This window comes from Nostoc sp. (assembly GCF_036916655.1).
Taxonomy (GTDB): domain Bacteria; phylum Cyanobacteriota; class Cyanobacteriia; order Cyanobacteriales; family Nostocaceae; genus Nostoc.
Genome location: NZ_JBALFY010000117.1, coordinates 30,111 through 46,163, shown reverse-complemented (window position 1 = coordinate 46,163; position 16,053 = coordinate 30,111). Strand labels below are relative to the sequence as shown.

The window sequence follows — 16,053 nt, the reverse complement described above, 5'->3', positions numbered from 1 at the left end:
CAAAACTGCTGGGTATAGGTAAAAAATAGTCATAGTAAACTTATTTTTACTGCCATTATCCTGGGCTGAGATCGTAGAGAACCGATGAAACCAAATTATCGGCGCTGTATTAGTTGCCGTAAAGTAGGCTCAAAAGATGAGTTTTGGCGGATTGTCCGCGTCTTTCCATCGGGAAAGGTACAATTAGATCAGGGCATGGGGCGTTCCGCCTATATTTGTCCAGAAACGAGTTGCTTACAAGCGGCTCAAAAAAAAAATCGACTAGGGCGATCGCTACATGCATCAGTGCCAGAAACACTGTACCAAAGCTTGTCGCAACGTCTAGCCCGCATTAATACCCAAAACCAAATTTAGTTGGAACAACTTTGTGACGTAATCATCAGAGGCATTGTGTCGAAAGCCGAAGTCGTGCTTTCATCACACTCCCCGTTGATCGTTAAGGTTAGTGCCAAAATAGTAAATGGGTGTAAAAGGCATTCGGCTCTCCAATAATAAAGAGGGACGAAGCAACATTCCCAGAACAAGATGTAATCGATTGTGTTGTGGAAGACTCAGAATCACCAAAACAAGAAACTACAAAATGGCAACCTGGTAGCGCTCAGGCGCAGTTCGGCGTCAAGGGTTCCTATAAAAATCTTTTATTTAAGAAGTTTTTATAGGTATCCCTCAACCATCATTCCTGGTGGGGATGCCATTATTAAACCGAAACATCTCTCTTTCCTGATTGGAGGCACCGGCAAAAACTGAACGGCAGTCTAAAAACAGTAATCCAAGGATGGAGATGTCGCAAACCAGGCAACCATCCGCTAAAACTGTAAATTAAAGGGGAAGAGTGGATGAACAACGGCAAAGTTAGAATTTATGAATTATCAAAGGAATTGAATTTGGATAACAAAGAGCTACTAGCAATTTGCGACCAGCTCGATATTGCGGTCAAAAGCCATAGCAGCACGATTTCAGAATCCGAGGCAGAAAACATCCGGGCAGCAGCAGAAAAGCTTGCAGCTACGAATGTGTCAGCCAAAAAGGAACTAGGTACAACCAGCCATAAGCCAAATTCACCACCCAACGGCGGACGTAACCGACCTGCTGCACCCCACAAACAGCAAATTTTGGAAATACGCAAACCCAAAATATTGAGAAATACTACTCCCAACGCCCCAGAGGCGTCACTTGCTAACAATACCCAAGCTGCCTTGTCTGAAGCTAATCCTCCCTCTCCTCCACGGCCTTTCGCTACACCAGTCTCACCCCTGAAACCGGCAGCACCAACTCGTCCTGTGCCCCGGACTCAATCTGAGACTAAAGAGCAACCTCCGATCCAATCTCCGATCGCTGACTTGGAACAAACGCCTAATCCAAATCCAGCACCGGAAAAAATAGCATCGCAAAAACCGGAAAAAACAGTTGCACCCAGACCGAAATCGGAAAAACCGATTAAACCGCAACTAGTTGCTCCTCCAGCCAGACCGGCGGCGGAAGAAGCTCCGGTGGTAGATGAACAGCCAGGATATCAGGCAGATAAACCGATCCTCAAACGCGAGCAACGGCTACGACCCGCAGAAGGCGATCGCGAGCAAATTAAGCCGAGAGTCGCTAAACTGCCAACAGACCAGTCGCCAGTCGGTGCGCCACAAAGGACAAGTCGTCCCACTCCTGCACCCAGCCGACCAGAGCCAAGGGGCAATAGACCATCTGCACCATCACAACTAGGAGAAGGGCAACGACCTAGACCAGCACGCCCAGGTGAATCTGTAGCAGCCGCAATGCCGATCGCTACTCCACCCAGGCAGTTGTCAGGAATAGCCGGCAAATCTCAAGGATTGGGTGATGAACCAATCACTCCCGATCTCCTCGACTTGAAACGCCCAAGTCCGCCTCGCCCGACCAAAGGCGGCAAAAAGTGGGTAGAAGAGGAAATCATTGACGAAGTTAAAGAGAAGGCAAAAGCTGGCGTTAAAGGCAAGCGGATCAAGCCCATCCTTGATGATGAGTTTGAAGAAGATTTGCTGGATGATGACGATATCGACTCACCAGCCATAGTCCAAGTCAGCCTTTCCATCGCTCGTCCTCCCAAACCGAAAGCGACTCGACCTGTACAGATGCCAGGTGCAACCCTTGCTAGCGCCCCAACTGCAAGAGCTAAAAAATCTGGTTCTCGGTCTGGTTCTCGGTCTGGTTCTGGCCGCGACCATCACCAAAACCGTCGCCAAGAAGCCGAGACCAAGCGCGAACGTCCCCCAAAAGTGACGATCACAGGGCCGTTGACTGTGCAAGAACTGTCTGACGTATTAGGCGTTCCCGATACAGAGATTGTCAAAATCCTGTTCCTGAAAGGTATGGCGGTGAGTATCACTCAAAATCTAGATATTCCCACAATTACCCTGGTAGGAAAAGAACTAGAAATAGAAGTTGAAACCGTCGAACGAGAAGCCGAAGCTCGGAAAATTACGGAAATGGTCGGTGCAGAAGACCTAGAATATCTCCACCGCCGTCCGCCAGTCGTGACAATTATGGGTCACGTAGACCACGGTAAAACAACCTTGCTCGACTCAATCCGCAAAACCAAAGTGGCTGCTGGCGAAGCTGGCGGTATCACTCAACACATTGGTGCTTACCATGTGGATTTGGTACATGAGGGTAAACCACAGCAGATAGTTTTCCTGGATACTCCTGGTCACGAAGCTTTTACAGCGATGCGGGCACGAGGAGCGCGGGTAACAGATATTGCCGTGTTGGTAGTGGCTGCTGATGATGGTGTCCGTCCCCAAACCATTGAAGCCATTAGTCACGCCCAAGCTGCGGGAGTGCCAATTGTTGTTGCCATCAACAAAATTGACAAAGAAGGGGCACAGCCAGAGCGGGTTAAACAAGAACTGACCCAATATGGTTTGACAGCAGAAGACTGGGGCGGTGAGACAATCATGGTTCCTGTGAGCGCTATCAGAGGTGAAAATCTGGATACGCTCTTAGAAATGATTCTCTTAGTAGCAGAAGTTGGAGAACTATCTGCTAACCCAGATCGTGCCGCCAAAGGAACTGTCATTGAAGCACATCTGGATAAAGCTAAAGGAGCAGTTGCTACCTTGCTAATTCAGAATGGTACTCTGCGTGTGGGCGATATCTTGGTAGCTGGTTCGGCCTTCGGTAAAGTCCGGGCAATGGTAGATGACAGAAGCAAGAGAGTAGATATTGCTTCTCCTTCCTTTGCTGTCGAGGTACTAGGTTTAAGTGATGTACCAGCAGCAGGCGATGAGTTCGAGGTCTTCCAGAACGAAAAAGAAGCCAGGGCACTCGCTAGCGATCGCGCCGATAGACAACGCCTATCCCGTCTGTTACAAGGTCGTGTTACCCTCACAACCCTGTCCGCTCAAGCCCAAGAAGGCGAGTTGAAAGAACTCAACTTGATCTTGAAAGGAGACGTACAAGGTTCGGTGGAAGCCATTGTGGGAGCGCTCAAGCAAATCCCGCAAAACGAAGTCCAAATTCGGATGCTGTTGGCGACTGCTGGGGAAATCACCGAGACAGATATCGACTTAGCCGCTGCTAGTAACGCTGTAATTATCGGCTTCAACACCACCTTTGCCAGTGGCGCTAGACAAGCCGCCGATGAAGCAGGCGTCGATGTCCGGGAATACAACGTCATCTACAAACTCCTAGAAGATATCCAAGATGCCTTGGAAGGTCTTTTGGAACCAGAGTTGGTGGAAGAACCCTTGGGTCAAACCGAAGTCCGTGCCGTCTTCCCAGTCGGTCGTGGTGCGGTTGCCGGTTGCTACGTTCAATCTGGCAAGCTAGTTCGCAACTGCAAAGTCAGAGTGCGACGCGGCGGTAAGGTGATCTTTGAAGGTGTCCTTGATTCCCTAAAACGGATGAAAGAAGATGCCCGTGAGGTTAACGCTGGTTATGAATGCGGTGTCGGCATCGACAAATTCAATGATTGGGTTGAAGGTGACATCATCGAATCCTATCAGATGGTTACGAAACGCCGCACTCTCACCTTAACGAGATAGTGTTAAGGGTAAAATGGTTAGAAGTTAGGAGTGATAAATTAGGAGTTAGTAGTTAAAGATTGCTAATTCTTAACTCCTAACTCTTAACTTACAACTTTTTATAATATGCATTCATTTCGCTCTGAACCTATTTTGTGGATTCATGTCGCTGGATTGGCGACTTTGCCTGTTTTTTTAGTACTCTGTTTATTTTTCTTGTCTGTAGGCGAGCCGTTTTTACCAGTCTGGATGGAGCTATTCTTAGTTGCCGCCATCGGTGTTCTCCCCCTGTTGTGGATGCAGTTGCGTCGCCCCTTTTATATATTTGCTCTTTTAGGAATAGCCCAAAAGCCAGAAAATCTGACTGAAAGTCAGCGAAAAATTCTCTGTTTAATTAATACAAAGTTAAATCGTATTCTGGCATTAGTAGCAGCAGTATTGTCAGTTTTTGTATTGTGGTATCTTTATCAAATTGCCCCATTAGTAGCAAATTCAGCTAAATTTCTCCCACAATGGCGCAGTCTTGCACTAGTGCTTGCAGGGTTAGCTTTTTTAGGCAGCAATCTATTTTTACAAATACCTGTGAGTGTAATGCGAGTTTTGGTGACTAATGACACAGAATTTGCTGGCATAGAACCGTTATCTTTAGAAAAGATTAAGCAAGACTTTACCATTTTAGGGGTGCGGGTTAATCAAATCGTCCCCCGATTACTGCAATCCTTGTTTAGGATAAATACAGATTCGTAGCAGCCCACAAAGTATATTATTTCACTTTCAAGGACTAGAGAGGAAAGCAGGGGGCAGGGAGCAGGGAGCAAGGGAGAAGAATTATTCCCCTCCGCCCCCTGCACCCCGCCCCTCTGCCTCCTTTCAATGCCCAAAACCTAATTACCGTTGAAGTTTAAAATAAAGGAATGAGGAACTATGGCTCAAATTCCAGCTTCTAGCGATCGCCAATTTTCTGCTGATACTGAAATTTGGTATAGCCTTAAGTGCGCGATCTCCACTAGTTCCGGTTTTCAGCGCTGGCAACTAGAACGCGATACCCAATTACAGGGAATTCGTCTGGAACAGCAAGTACAGCGATATTTAAGGGAAACTTTAGAAACTTTAGCTTACTAGTAGAATTTTCTAAATAACACAATAGACATCTGGTGAAAAAGAATGTAGAGACGCGTTAACAGTGGGACTAATCCCAGCATTAACGCGTCTCTACAAGTATTTATACGTAACGTATAATTAATTTCTGAAGATGTCTAATATAACTAATGTATAAGTTCTGTGATGTATCTAAGGAATTTAGCTGAATCAGTGCTAATCATCCAGTATAGTTTTGCATGGGTTTCATAGTAGCCTTGTAACTATTGTAAAACCTTGTTCAACATACCGTAATTCAGCACATCACAGACTCAAAAAATGAAATATCGGGGTTTTCACATTTTTCTAGCGAAAAATTTCCGCCTTCTTTCTAGCAATAATCTCAGATATACTTTGCACGTGGGAGCCGGACTCACGGCAATGCTTATTGTTTCTAGTGGTTCACTACTACCGAGTGAAGTTAATGCTGGTGCGACTAACCGAGAAAGTATTGCCCCAACTCTCACAGCACAAGTTCCTACAACAGCCGCAGCGATTTACGTTAATCCAGCAAGTGGTGCAGATAGGGCTGGTGCTGGTGCAACCTCAGCGACACCTTACAAAAGCATCAGTTTCGCTCTCAGTCAAGCCCAAGCAGGTGCAGTTATTCAATTAGCACCTGGTAACTATAACCAAGAAAGTGGCGAAACCTTCCCACTGTTGCTGAAACCAGGGGTAATACTGCGGGGTGATGAAGCTAGTAAAGGTCAGGGGATATTAATAACAGGTGGAGGTTTCTACACTAGCCGTACCTTTGCCAGACAAGATATTACCATCCTTGCCGAGCAAGATACCACTATTACTGGTGTCACCGTCACCAACCCAAATAGCCGGGGTACGGGTGTGTGGGTGGAATCAACTAATCCCATCATCAAAAACAGTACTTTTACTAACAGCGTTAGAGAGGGTGTTTTTGTCACGGGTACAGCCAATCCCAAAGTCGAAGGTAATCTCTTTGTGCAAAACAAAGGCAATGGCATTTCAATTGCTAAAGCGGCCCAAGGAGAAATTCGGAGTAACTTATTTCAGGATACAGGTTTTGGTCTTGCGATCGGTGGCACTTCTACGCCCCTAGTTGTGGAAAACCAAATTGTCGAAAATCAAGATGGTCTTTTTATCTCAGAGTCAGCGAAGCCCGTATTGCGTAAGAATGTCATTCAGAATAATAAGCGGGATGGAGTAGTAGCAACTGTTAGTGCTTTACCCGATCTTGGCACCAATGAAAATCCTGGTGGTAATCTGATCCGCAATAACACTCGTTATGATGTGAACAACGCCACCAAAACAGGTAAAATTATTGCTGTTGGCAACGATATCGATCAGAAAAAGATTTTTGGCTCAGTAGATTTTGTTGCCGCATCTGTTGATGTACCCCCTGGAGGGCCTGTTGCCTTTAAAGATGTGCCAGCAAATTTCTGGGCAAAAACCTACATCGAAGCTTTAGCCTCCCAAAGTATTATTGCTGGTTTCCCTGATGGCAGCTTTAAACCAAATGAACCTGTAACCCGCGCTCAATTCGCCACTATTGTCACTAAAGCCTTAACGCCACCAGTCAAACGTGCAGGCATTAAGTTTAAGGATGTAGCAACCAATTTTTGGGCTTACGCTGCAATTCAATCTGCTTACCAGAGTCAATTTGTTTCTGGTTATCCCGATGGCACTTTTAAGCCACAGCAGCAAATCCCCAGAGTACAGGTGTTAGTCGCTTTAGCTAATGGTTTGGGCTTAACTGCGAATAATCAGAATATCCTTTCCTTTTACACTGATGCTGCCCAGATTCCTAATTATGCGATCGCTCCTGTTGCGGCGGCAACTGCACGGCAATTAGTAATCAACTATCCCACAGTGAAGCAACTAAATCCTAATCGTCAGGCAACTAGAGCCGAGGTTGCTGCCTTTGTTTACCAGGCACTCGTCAATGCTGGACGTGCCCAACCCATTCCTTCATCCTATTTGGTAACAGCCCAGTAAATGCCTAGTTAGCAAATTTTAAGCGCCAGACTGATAATTTACTAGTCTGGCGCTTCTGATATAGTGGGTTTTAATTTTAGGGTTTTTTAAACATAAAATTTGCAGAATCTAAAAATTAACTAGCTAAAATTTCTCCCTTCAGGAATTAGGATTTTTACCCGATTGGGGGCGTTGTTGCCGACGCTGTTCCCAGCGCCAAAGGAAAACCATGAGAGCAACTATTCCTACTTGAAGAGCTAAATTAGGCAAAGCGCTCTCAACATTGCGTCCGGCAAGCACTTGGAAGAAAAAGACGAATGCACCGAGTGAACCAGAAGCACCGAAAGCAACATAGAAAAATTGTCGGAAGCCCCGATAAGGAGCGGCTATTTCTGCTTTGAGGCTGGCGTATTGTTCGGGGTTAAGGCGATTTTTGCGATTTTGATCTACCATGATTAAATCATGTTATACTCTTAGATTGTGTACGCCGATGTGGCTCAGTGGTAGAGCAGCTGATTCGTAATCAGCAGGCCGTGGGTTCAAATCCCATCATCGGCTTTGATAAAAGTATTGCTCAATAGTCAAGTTTGACACAAATCATGTACAGTGACTAATTATCTATGATCGGTGACATATTGATGTCGTTGTGACAAATTATTGTCATCAAACCTAGATTCTGATGATGGTGATTATGTGACAGTGCGAGGAACTCAAGTATTTACTACTAATTCGGGAGCGATCGCATCCTCGACATAACAAAATGTTGGCGACAAAAAGAACCCCGACTTTTCTAAAAAGTCGGGGTTCTGGTTTCTTGTTTAAATAGGCGTGGATTATTGCGGCAAAGGAGTTGTGCCATTACCGTTAGTTGACGCATTGGCAATTGCAGCTTGAGTAGGTTGAGTCGTAAGAACCGCTACAAGTGGAGTAGCTTTTGAACTAGAGTGTTTACTTCGTTTTCGATTGGAGCCGCCAGCCTTGGAATACTCCATACTGTTTTTGCCGTAGACAGTTGCAACTCCACTTAGCATTCGTTCAGACATTTCGGAGAGAGCTTTATCCATCTGGGTTACTGTTTTACGCGATTCTTCCAGATTGGAAACTAGCGTATTATTAGCTTCTACCATCGCACGGGTAGTATTGATTAGGTGGTTGTAAGCTTCAATGGTTAACCCATGTCCTAAATCCAGATTTTCATCAATAGATTTAAGCAAGGCGAGACGAAGTTGGGCTTTGTCAATAGCAGCAGAACCACGAGTTTTTAAAGACATAACACATCCTTTTTTAATAATTCCTTTTTCAACATAGTGGAGTATGCTTTTGCCTGAGATGGGTAGTTTTGTGGATTTCTTTCATTAAAAGTTCAATAAAAGAATTACGACTTTGACTGTGTTTTTACTCATTTTTCATATCATTTTGTTGTTTTAGAATAAGTACAATCAGCAACAGTAATCACAAAATCAATAAATGCATACCCCGAAATAGCAATTGCATACCCCGAAATAGCAATTGCATACCCCGAAATAGCAATTGCATACCCCGAAATAGCAATTGCATACTCCGAAATAGTAATTGCATACCCCGAAATAGTAATTGCATACCCCGAAATAGTAATTGCATACCCCGAAATAGTAATTGCATACCCCGAAATAGTAATTGCATACCCCGAAATAGTAATTGCATACCCCGAAATAGCAATTGCGAACGCCAAATCTATAAATGCGTTGGCATAGACTACCGCAGGCATCACAAAATCATTGCGCCTACGTTATCGCTCAACCCAACCTACGCAAAAATCAGGTTATCTCTAACACTGAGCGTATTGGGATATTATGCAGGATAATAGAGATGGTTCAATTAGCGTGTCTAAATTTTCATGCAGTTTGAGTGGGATGAGGCGAAAAATTTAGAGAATCTTCGCAAACATGAGATTGATTTCGCCGATGTTCCTGAGATGTTTGAAAGTCCAATGCTAATTGAGTTAGATGATCGTTTTGATTACGGAGAAGACCGTTGGCTCGGTATAGGTTTCCTCAGCAACGGTGTAGCCGTTCTAGTGTTGGACAGAACGCAAAAATAATGTGATTCGGATCATTTCAGCACCAAGGGCAAATCGGTATGAGCGACAAAAACTTGAGAAATACCTCTCGTACTAACTGGACAGCATTGGAGTCAATGAACGATGAAGAAATTGACTACTCTGATATTCCACCATTGACAGAAGATTTTTTTCAGAAAGCTACTCTCCGAGTTCCCGCACCTCAAGCACAGCAATTGGTACAGATTGAGCCAGATATACTAGAGTGGTTTCAAGCTCAAAGCGGAGAATATAAAACCTTAATCAACTCTGTTTTACGTCTTTACATCGAAAACTGCGACGAACACAAAGCAGTGTAACAATTCAAAATTCAATATTACACCGGAACTTCCCCCTCGATTAGATGACAATTTATATTGGGTGGGTGTTGCTTAATGTTTCCTCAAAAGCGCGATCGCCTAAATCACAATTGCGTTGGCGTAGCCCAACCCAGGCATCACACCCTTGTTTTACCTGAAACTGCCACTGGGCGATCGCCTGAACAACCTTTGCAACTATTAGAGTTTGACAAGCAAGCGGCATTAGAGGTATTTTGTCAGGGACAAACTGTGATTCCTTTCTGGTACAATGCCTGCGCTAGGCTACGCCAACGCGTACATCAAAAATTAAGGGACAATTTTAAAAATTATCGTAAATAAGTAGTGATGCTATAATCTTTGATACTAGTGTCAATTTTGGTACGTATATTCAATCCAAACAAAGACCATCTTATAATTGAATTCTTTGACATAAAATATTTCATGATAAAGCCAGCTTGTAATCCAGGTTCAAGGGTTCTTTATTGAATGTTCTTTAGAACTAGCACCGAAAGCAATTCTTTTGGAAAATGTGCAAGGTATTCTATGGACACCTCGTTCTAATAAAAGTAAGAATAAACGCAAATTAACAGTAGTTGATTATATTGCAAGAAAATTTACGGATGCTGGTTATGTTCTTTTTCCCGCAGTTCTAGATGCTGCTTGACATAACATAAGGTAATCGCTGATATTCAAATTATTACTTTATTATTTTAAGTTAATAATCAAATTTATGAGTCGAGCCAATAATAACAAACATGAGAATTATGAAATTCTTAATTTAATTGGATATGGTTTAGCTAAATTTGATATGGATTTTGTTAGAGAATTTAGTTTTAAAACTAAGCAAGAGTTTTTTGTTTATCTTGTAAACACTGGTATTGCTAAAACTGTAGGGACAATAAAAAATAGACAAGATTTATTTGATCCTTTTTTTGATAATGCAAGAAAAGGATGGTGGCAAAAAGGAAATACATATATTCATCGAAAAATACTAATTGATTCCCTTTTTGGTTCAGAAGATTATAAATCTTATGCAAATATTATCAAACTCTACTTAGATAAAAAAATTAGTAGTATAGACACTATAAATGCGAAACTTATAAGCCCTATTTTAAAGAGCAAATTTAAGCAATTACAAGATACTGGGAAAGCAGCAGAACTGTTTTTTATACAAAATTATCAAAGTATACACGAATTTAAAGATGGTTTTTTAGAAGATGCCCGAACGTTTGGAGATGGCTACGATTTTCAAGTAGATGTTTTCCAAAAAGCATTTTTAGCTGAAATAAAAGGCATTAAATCTAATTATGGTAGTGTAAGATTAACAAATAATGAATTTTTGAAGGCGCAGGAATATAAAAAGGATTATGCTCTTGTGGTCGTAAGTAGTTTGGAAGATGTTCCAAAGTTTAGTATTATTTTTGATCCTGTAAGCAATATGAATTTTACAAGAAACATTATATTACAAAGACAAATAACTTTTAATTATAAATCTTTTACTTGGGAATCTAAGTATTAATCATTATATAATTTACTGATATTTTAAATGATTTAGCAGAAATAGCAAGACGAATTACCTCTACAGAAGTCATAGAAATTAACTCTGTTACTGGTGAAGGAATTAGACCTAATCCAGCACGAAGACATACTCTCTATATAGGTGGTACAAAAATAGGTCGCGGTGTGACTGTCAAGAATCTTCTAGTTACTTACTACGGTAGAGATGCTCAACAACCACAGATGGATACAGTTTTACAGCACGCAAGAATGTATGGATATCGTCGCAATGAATTAGCAGCTATTCGTATTTACTTGCCAACTCATCTAGCTCAAAGATTTGTTAACATTCATGAGAGTGATGATTTAGTCAGAGAACAGTGTCAAGCGATTCATTTACCTATTCAGCTTATTCCTTTGATGGCAAAAGGAATTAAAGCGACTCGCCGTAATGTATTAAATGACGATACAACTCGAATAACTTATCAAGGAGGAAGGCAGTATTTCCCTTCATTACCAATATCAGATCCTAATATGTTGAGTAATCAAACCCAAGAACTTGATAATCTACTGTCTACGGCTAAATATCCTAATCATCAACAACCATATACGGTAACAATTGATGAGCTTTTAGAAATTCTGAATTTTCAGTACAAAACGCCTGGATCAAGTGGTGCTTGGAATGATGATTTGATTAGGCAAGCCGTTTCTGCCCTCCGAGATCAGCAAAGATATCAAAATGTAGGTACATTAGTTATCGTTAATCGATCAGCAGATATTGGGAAAAGTTCGGACAGGAACTATTCTCAAATAGGAGCTGTTTTACCTGGAAATACTGGAAGCGCTCCGTATGAAATTAACCGCAATTATCCTACATTACTAATGACTCGAACTAATGGAAACATTAATCCTCCTAGAGGCTGGGATGGAGTACCTTTTTGGATTCCAGTTATCCGATTTCCAGATGGTAACTATGCGTTTTATGTAAATGAAAGCTAATTTAACTTTCTCCAATTAGTCTAGATCACTAACTTTTGATAAGTTACCATCTAAACTCTTATAAAGCAGGTATTTTAAACTTAGCCCTACACTTAGGACATTTGGAAAGTAAACACAAATTGTGGCGATTTCGGTCACATAACATCAACGTTAGGAATAATTCTGCTGTGCGATCACGCATCGACAATCAGAAAAATTCACCTGTAGACTATTTCACGAGTCAATGAGTTTCGCAGAAAGCTTTTAACAAATCGATACAATTAGCGATCGCTCTTAAATGAGCAATTTCATAACCGTGGGTATTTTGGGTGAGAAATGCCAAACAAGCAGCACGCTACGCACCAGACTTCCACACCCAGCGCCGTAAATCGTTGCATCAATAACTGGTTAATCTCAGCTTCTACACCACTCGGAGAATGGTGCATAGCTAATTATTCAAGTATTTCCAATCAGCGATCGCAATCTCACATCGATTAGTTTAGTTTTCAACTGTTATATGAGATCATTGTGCATCAATAACCCGACCTGCTGATACAAGTGCCGATCTTTTTTGTTGACGCTTCAACACTCCTACCGCACCAAAAGCACCAAGAGCTAAAATCCCCAAGTTTATTGAGGGTTCAGGAACAGACTTAGCCTCAATTGCCGCCAATACCGTTTCTGCTATCACCTTATGACCAGCGGTTGTTGGGTGGAAATCGTCCCAAAACAGAAAATTGTTGTTCGCTGGATTACATATATCTAGCCTATCTAGACAAGACTCAGTTACATTTGTAAAACCGAATGCGCTTGCCTGACTAAATAAAGAATTAGTATCAATATAATTAATGTTGAGATTAGGGTTTTGACTCAAACCGCTTACAGTTTGTGCTAAACCTAAGTTAAAGGCACTAGCCGAATTACTAAGAGTTATAGGATTGCGACCATCTTTCTTAGCCCCTGGTAGCTTTCCTAAATCTGGCAAGTTAAATACCACAATATTTTTCGCGCCGATCCCTGCCAAAGTATTCAACGCCTGGGATATATTACTGATCGGCGTAGCCGAGTCTCCAGGATTAACAAAAAGGAAATCATTCGCACCTGCCCACAATGTATAAAGTGCATTGGGATCGGCAGTTTGATTATTTGCTTGCAGAATTCCAGCATAATCAGAGACTTGTTTGAGGACTCCCGGTAAACCTTGATTGGGAAAGACAGCGTTATCTAAACCAGAGGTAGCACCACCGAAAGCGAAGTTTATCCCTTGGGTAGGAATTGGTGTGGGAGGAATAGTAGTGAAATTTATATCAGTTACTAAAGTGGGGTGTAATCCTAGTTGATTTCCAAGATAATCCACCCAGTTTGGCCCATTGGAAAAACGTCCTTCAAAGTAAGGTGGGCTTGGAGGATATGTTTGGCCGCTAGCATTGTATATATTACCTGTATCAGAAAGACTATCGCCAAATACATAAAGCTGATCGAAACTCGCAGCCGAGGCTTTGGTCGGCAACATGAAAGAAAATAGAACAAATCCGACTGCGACAGCTTGTTTTTTCATATTTGTTTTATCCGTGGTATTTTTTGGTCTGCTGAAAAGTGATAAAAGGGCGATAGTCTGACAAATTGTCCTTTGAGTTACTTCAATGGGTCGCGCCGAGGATTCCTTAACTTCTCTACAACACGCTATGCGTAGCTTGTTTCTACGAAGTGGTACAGCACAGTAAAAAGGTGAGTAATAGTAGCTCCGGGACTGGGTACTGGGGATTGGGAAAGATAATTTTTCCCAATTTGGTTGGGGTTTGAATCCCCATCAAAATTGTTCAAGTCCCTAATCCTCAATCCCCAATTCAAAACTAAGTACCTTTATTGAGCTATTCTGCGTCATTATACTTAAACTATGCCTCAAAAATTCATAAAATACAGATAAAAACGCTGAAAATACTTAGATTTACATTTTCTTCATCAAAAATCGGGATTTTACAAAGAAATAGCAAAATTTACTACCTAAAAGGTTGTAATTGCTCACTTTTATGTTTACGCTAAACTAACTGCTTTTTAACTTCTCTTTAACTTCTCTTTAACTTCACAGCCTCAGCAGCCGATACACCCTCACCCTGAGTGCCAAAGTACCACAAAGCCATAGCAGCCTCAGCACGCGTTACTGATTTTTTGGGTTGAAACAGAGTCGTATAACCAAACACCCGTCGAATATTCGATTGTTCGCTATTTTGGTAATCAGCCAACACTGCTCTTAAAGCCTTGGGGTCAATTCGCGCTGCATCTTGGAAACCCCAGGTTTGTTTGACTGTATCTAAGTTAGCAGAAGGTAAAGCTTGGCGAGTATCTAGGGGTAATTTCCACAGTAGTAACTGTTCCCGCGTTAGGGGTGCATCAGGACGAAACAAAACTACTGTCGAGTCTCCAGACAAAGGACTGGGAATTAATCCAGCTTCCGCTAATCCCTGAATAGCAGGAAAATCAGGGTCTTTTGCCGATAAATCACTAAAAGCTGGTTGAGTACTTTCTGATGCCAAGCGAATTTGTTTAGCTGGATTGCTGGCATACATAGCATTGTTAGCAGCAATTAGCCAACGGGCATATTCCCGATGTGTAACGATTTTATTCGGTTCAAACTGTTTAGTAGTACTAATAGTAGAGTTGCTTTTAGTTGTCTTTGGCTCTAAAGACAAAATACCTAGTGTAGCCAAGTCTTGGATATGTTGCCGCCATTCTTGCGGTACTTTATTCAGATCGTTGAATACCTGAGATTCAGGTGTTGCTGTTGGGATTGTTTGGTTATTAACCGTACTTGGTGTCTGTGCTGCTAAGTTTACAGGTGGTATTGGGCCAATGAACTGGGGATTTCCTGGTTGAGAAATGGCGTTAGTAGTTTCGCTAGGATTTGTAGTTGGGGTAGGTTGTGCCGTTGCAGTACTATTGGGTACGTAATCAATCAGTAATTCAGTAGCCGTTTGGGGTTGATTCGGTGTAGCCTTAGTAACTGATTTAGGCTGAATGTAAATCTTCAACAGCAAATCGTGACGACGTGCCTCAAAAGCGCCCCCTGCATCATCTGTTGGCTGTTGCAAAATCTGCCAGTTATTTGCTTGAAACTGGCTGCGATAAAAGCTAGCAATAAAGTTGCTGGGGTCAGAACTCAACCAACGAGTTGAGATTTTATTTTCTGAACTGCTAGCAGGTGTAACTTCCTCTAGTTTGGCATTGGAATATAGGGGAATATCTTTAGGAAAATCAGCTGGTAACTGAACTGTTGATTGGTTTTGCTGTGCTTGTGGTTGGTTAACCTGAGATTCTCCAAAGACAACTGGATTGCTTTGCAGCTTCGGATCTGCCGCCAAAGATTGCTCTAGGTTTTTGGCGACTGGACTGTTAGCACAGGCTGTTAAGGAAGTGAGTAGAACAGCCCAAATGAGAAATACAGCTGGACGTTTGCAGGGAAGCACAGGAAATCACAAATTGAGTTTCAATTCCTACCCTAGCGCAGACTGTTCATTAAGTGGGGATTGGGCAAAGACAGTTCCGTTTGCGGATAACTAAGGTTTAGCCCGTTCCGAATGGGGAATCTCACTTCTTGACTTAGTACTCTTGACTTAGTACTAATGAATGCCACTACCACACATCATAAAATTGGGACTTCGGTTACTGTTTGCGTAAGTCCTATCTTTAATAGATCACCAAAAGACACTACCGACTTGCGGCGTCTTCTTCGTAAATGTCTATGTTGGTGAAGATAATATCTCTAAAAATGAGTAAACGGTAGCTTTTGCTACCGTATTGTCTTTGTTTTACAGCCATTAGGTTTTTATAATTCCCATGCTTATTTATAGAGTTCCCTAAAATTCTGGAAAACTAACATTTTTGGAAAAAAAATAAATAAACCTGAAATACCTGCTAGATAAGAGTTTTATGATTTGGGAGTTCGGAGAAAGTTTAGTTATTAGATCAAGGCGAAAGCCGCCGACTACGAACCGATCAATACTAGATTGTGAATCCGCCCTTTGCAATTTTTTAGAGAGTTATCTAAATATTCCATTGCTAGAGTAGATAACTAGCTTTAATCTGGTTCCAGATGCACTAGTTG

Annotated in this window: 17 protein-coding genes, 1 tRNA gene and 1 pseudogene; 13 read left to right on the top strand and 6 right to left on the bottom strand. The window is 42.1% G+C overall.

Annotated elements, in window-relative coordinates; all coding sequences use genetic code 11:
* The first annotated feature begins 84 nt into the window (after positions 1-84).
* The 5 genes from V7L31_RS30660 to V7L31_RS30640 all read left to right on the top strand — a co-directional run bounded on the left by V7L31_RS30660 (position 85) and on the right by V7L31_RS30640 (position 7,100).
* Positions 85-354: a YlxR family protein gene (locus V7L31_RS30660; RefSeq protein WP_179066568.1), complete on the top strand. Its 270-nt coding sequence runs from the start codon at positions 85-87 to the stop codon at positions 352-354.
* Between the two features lie 482 nt (positions 355-836).
* Entirely contained in the window at positions 837-4,013 is a 3,177-nt protein-coding gene (infB, locus tag V7L31_RS30655) for a translation initiation factor IF-2 (protein ID WP_334699721.1), read from the top strand.
* Between the two features lie 105 nt (positions 4,014-4,118).
* Positions 4,119-4,739, top strand: coding sequence for a low-complexity tail membrane protein (locus V7L31_RS30650; protein ID WP_334699720.1), 621 nt, complete (start codon positions 4,119-4,121; stop codon positions 4,737-4,739).
* A gap of 177 nt (positions 4,740-4,916) precedes the next feature.
* Positions 4,917-5,114 carry a hypothetical protein gene (locus V7L31_RS30645; protein ID WP_179066571.1) on the top strand — a complete coding sequence of 66 codons (198 nt, stop codon included), beginning with the start codon at positions 4,917-4,919 and terminating at the stop codon, positions 5,112-5,114.
* 294 nt (positions 5,115-5,408) lie between these two features.
* A complete protein-coding gene (locus V7L31_RS30640; protein ID WP_334699719.1) occupies positions 5,409-7,100 on the top strand; it encodes a DUF1565 domain-containing protein in 1,692 nt (563 codons plus the stop codon).
* A 138-nt stretch (positions 7,101-7,238) separates the two neighbouring features.
* Here the strand turns inward: V7L31_RS30640 and V7L31_RS30635 are convergent, their stop codons facing one another.
* Positions 7,239-7,532 carry a DUF3493 domain-containing protein gene (locus V7L31_RS30635; RefSeq protein ID WP_334699718.1) on the bottom strand — a complete coding sequence of 98 codons (294 nt, stop codon included), beginning with the start codon at positions 7,530-7,532 and terminating at the stop codon, positions 7,239-7,241.
* Positions 7,533-7,565: 33 nt separating this feature from the next.
* Here V7L31_RS30635 and V7L31_RS30630 point away from each other — a divergent pair.
* A tRNA-Thr gene (locus V7L31_RS30630) sits at positions 7,566-7,637 on the top strand.
* Positions 7,638-7,912: 275 nt separating this feature from the next.
* Here V7L31_RS30630 and V7L31_RS30625 read toward each other — a convergent pair.
* Positions 7,913-8,350: a hypothetical protein gene (locus V7L31_RS30625; RefSeq protein ID WP_334699717.1), complete on the bottom strand. Its 438-nt coding sequence runs from the start codon at positions 8,348-8,350 to the stop codon at positions 7,913-7,915.
* A gap of 140 nt (positions 8,351-8,490) precedes the next feature.
* Positions 8,491-8,829 carry a hypothetical protein gene (locus tag V7L31_RS30620; RefSeq protein ID WP_334699716.1) on the bottom strand — a complete coding sequence of 113 codons (339 nt, stop codon included), beginning with the start codon at positions 8,827-8,829 and terminating at the stop codon, positions 8,491-8,493.
* Positions 8,830-8,955: 126 nt separating this feature from the next.
* On the opposite strand from V7L31_RS30620, the gene V7L31_RS30615 reads away from it, so the two are divergent.
* From V7L31_RS30615 to V7L31_RS30595, 6 genes are all read left to right on the top strand, one after another.
* Complete coding sequence (locus V7L31_RS30615; protein WP_334699715.1) at positions 8,956-9,159, top strand: BrnT family toxin; 204 nt, start codon at positions 8,956-8,958, stop codon at positions 9,157-9,159.
* A 38-nt stretch (positions 9,160-9,197) separates the two neighbouring features.
* The gene (locus V7L31_RS30610; RefSeq protein ID WP_334699714.1) at positions 9,198-9,476 is read left to right on the top strand and encodes a BrnA antitoxin family protein; all 279 of its coding nucleotides are present in this window, start codon (positions 9,198-9,200) and stop codon (positions 9,474-9,476) included.
* Positions 9,477-9,551: 75 nt separating this feature from the next.
* The gene (locus tag V7L31_RS30605) at positions 9,552-9,815 is read left to right on the top strand and encodes a hypothetical protein (RefSeq protein WP_334699713.1); all 264 of its coding nucleotides are present in this window, start codon (positions 9,552-9,554) and stop codon (positions 9,813-9,815) included.
* Between the two features lie 121 nt (positions 9,816-9,936).
* Positions 9,937-10,140, top strand: coding sequence for a DNA cytosine methyltransferase (locus V7L31_RS32760; protein WP_442944523.1), 204 nt, complete (start codon positions 9,937-9,939; stop codon positions 10,138-10,140).
* A gap of 66 nt (positions 10,141-10,206) precedes the next feature.
* A complete protein-coding gene (locus V7L31_RS30600; RefSeq protein WP_334699712.1) occupies positions 10,207-10,995 on the top strand; it encodes a DUF3883 domain-containing protein in 789 nt (262 codons plus the stop codon).
* Between the two features lie 20 nt (positions 10,996-11,015).
* Positions 11,016-11,972, top strand: coding sequence for a Z1 domain-containing protein (locus tag V7L31_RS30595; RefSeq protein WP_334699894.1), 957 nt, complete (start codon positions 11,016-11,018; stop codon positions 11,970-11,972).
* Between the two features lie 220 nt (positions 11,973-12,192).
* Here V7L31_RS30595 and V7L31_RS30590 read toward each other — a convergent pair.
* A pseudogene (locus tag V7L31_RS30590) lies at positions 12,193-12,306 on the bottom strand (M42 family peptidase); the annotation flags it as partial.
* Here V7L31_RS30590 and V7L31_RS30585 point away from each other — a divergent pair.
* Positions 12,288-12,449, top strand: coding sequence for a hypothetical protein (locus tag V7L31_RS30585; RefSeq protein ID WP_334699711.1), 162 nt, complete (start codon positions 12,288-12,290; stop codon positions 12,447-12,449). The pseudogene V7L31_RS30590 and the gene V7L31_RS30585 sit on opposite strands and share 19 nt — an antisense overlap.
* A 25-nt stretch (positions 12,450-12,474) precedes the next feature.
* Here V7L31_RS30585 and V7L31_RS30580 read toward each other — a convergent pair whose 3' ends face one another.
* Both V7L31_RS30580 and V7L31_RS30575 read right to left on the bottom strand, forming a co-directional pair.
* On the bottom strand, positions 12,475-13,509 hold the full coding sequence (locus tag V7L31_RS30580; protein WP_334699710.1) for an SGNH/GDSL hydrolase family protein: 1,035 nt from the start codon (positions 13,507-13,509) through the stop codon (positions 12,475-12,477).
* 508 nt (positions 13,510-14,017) lie between these two features.
* A complete protein-coding gene (locus V7L31_RS30575) occupies positions 14,018-15,415 on the bottom strand; it encodes an S-layer homology domain-containing protein (protein ID WP_334699709.1) in 1,398 nt (465 codons plus the stop codon).
* Positions 15,416-16,053: the final 638 nt, after the last annotated feature.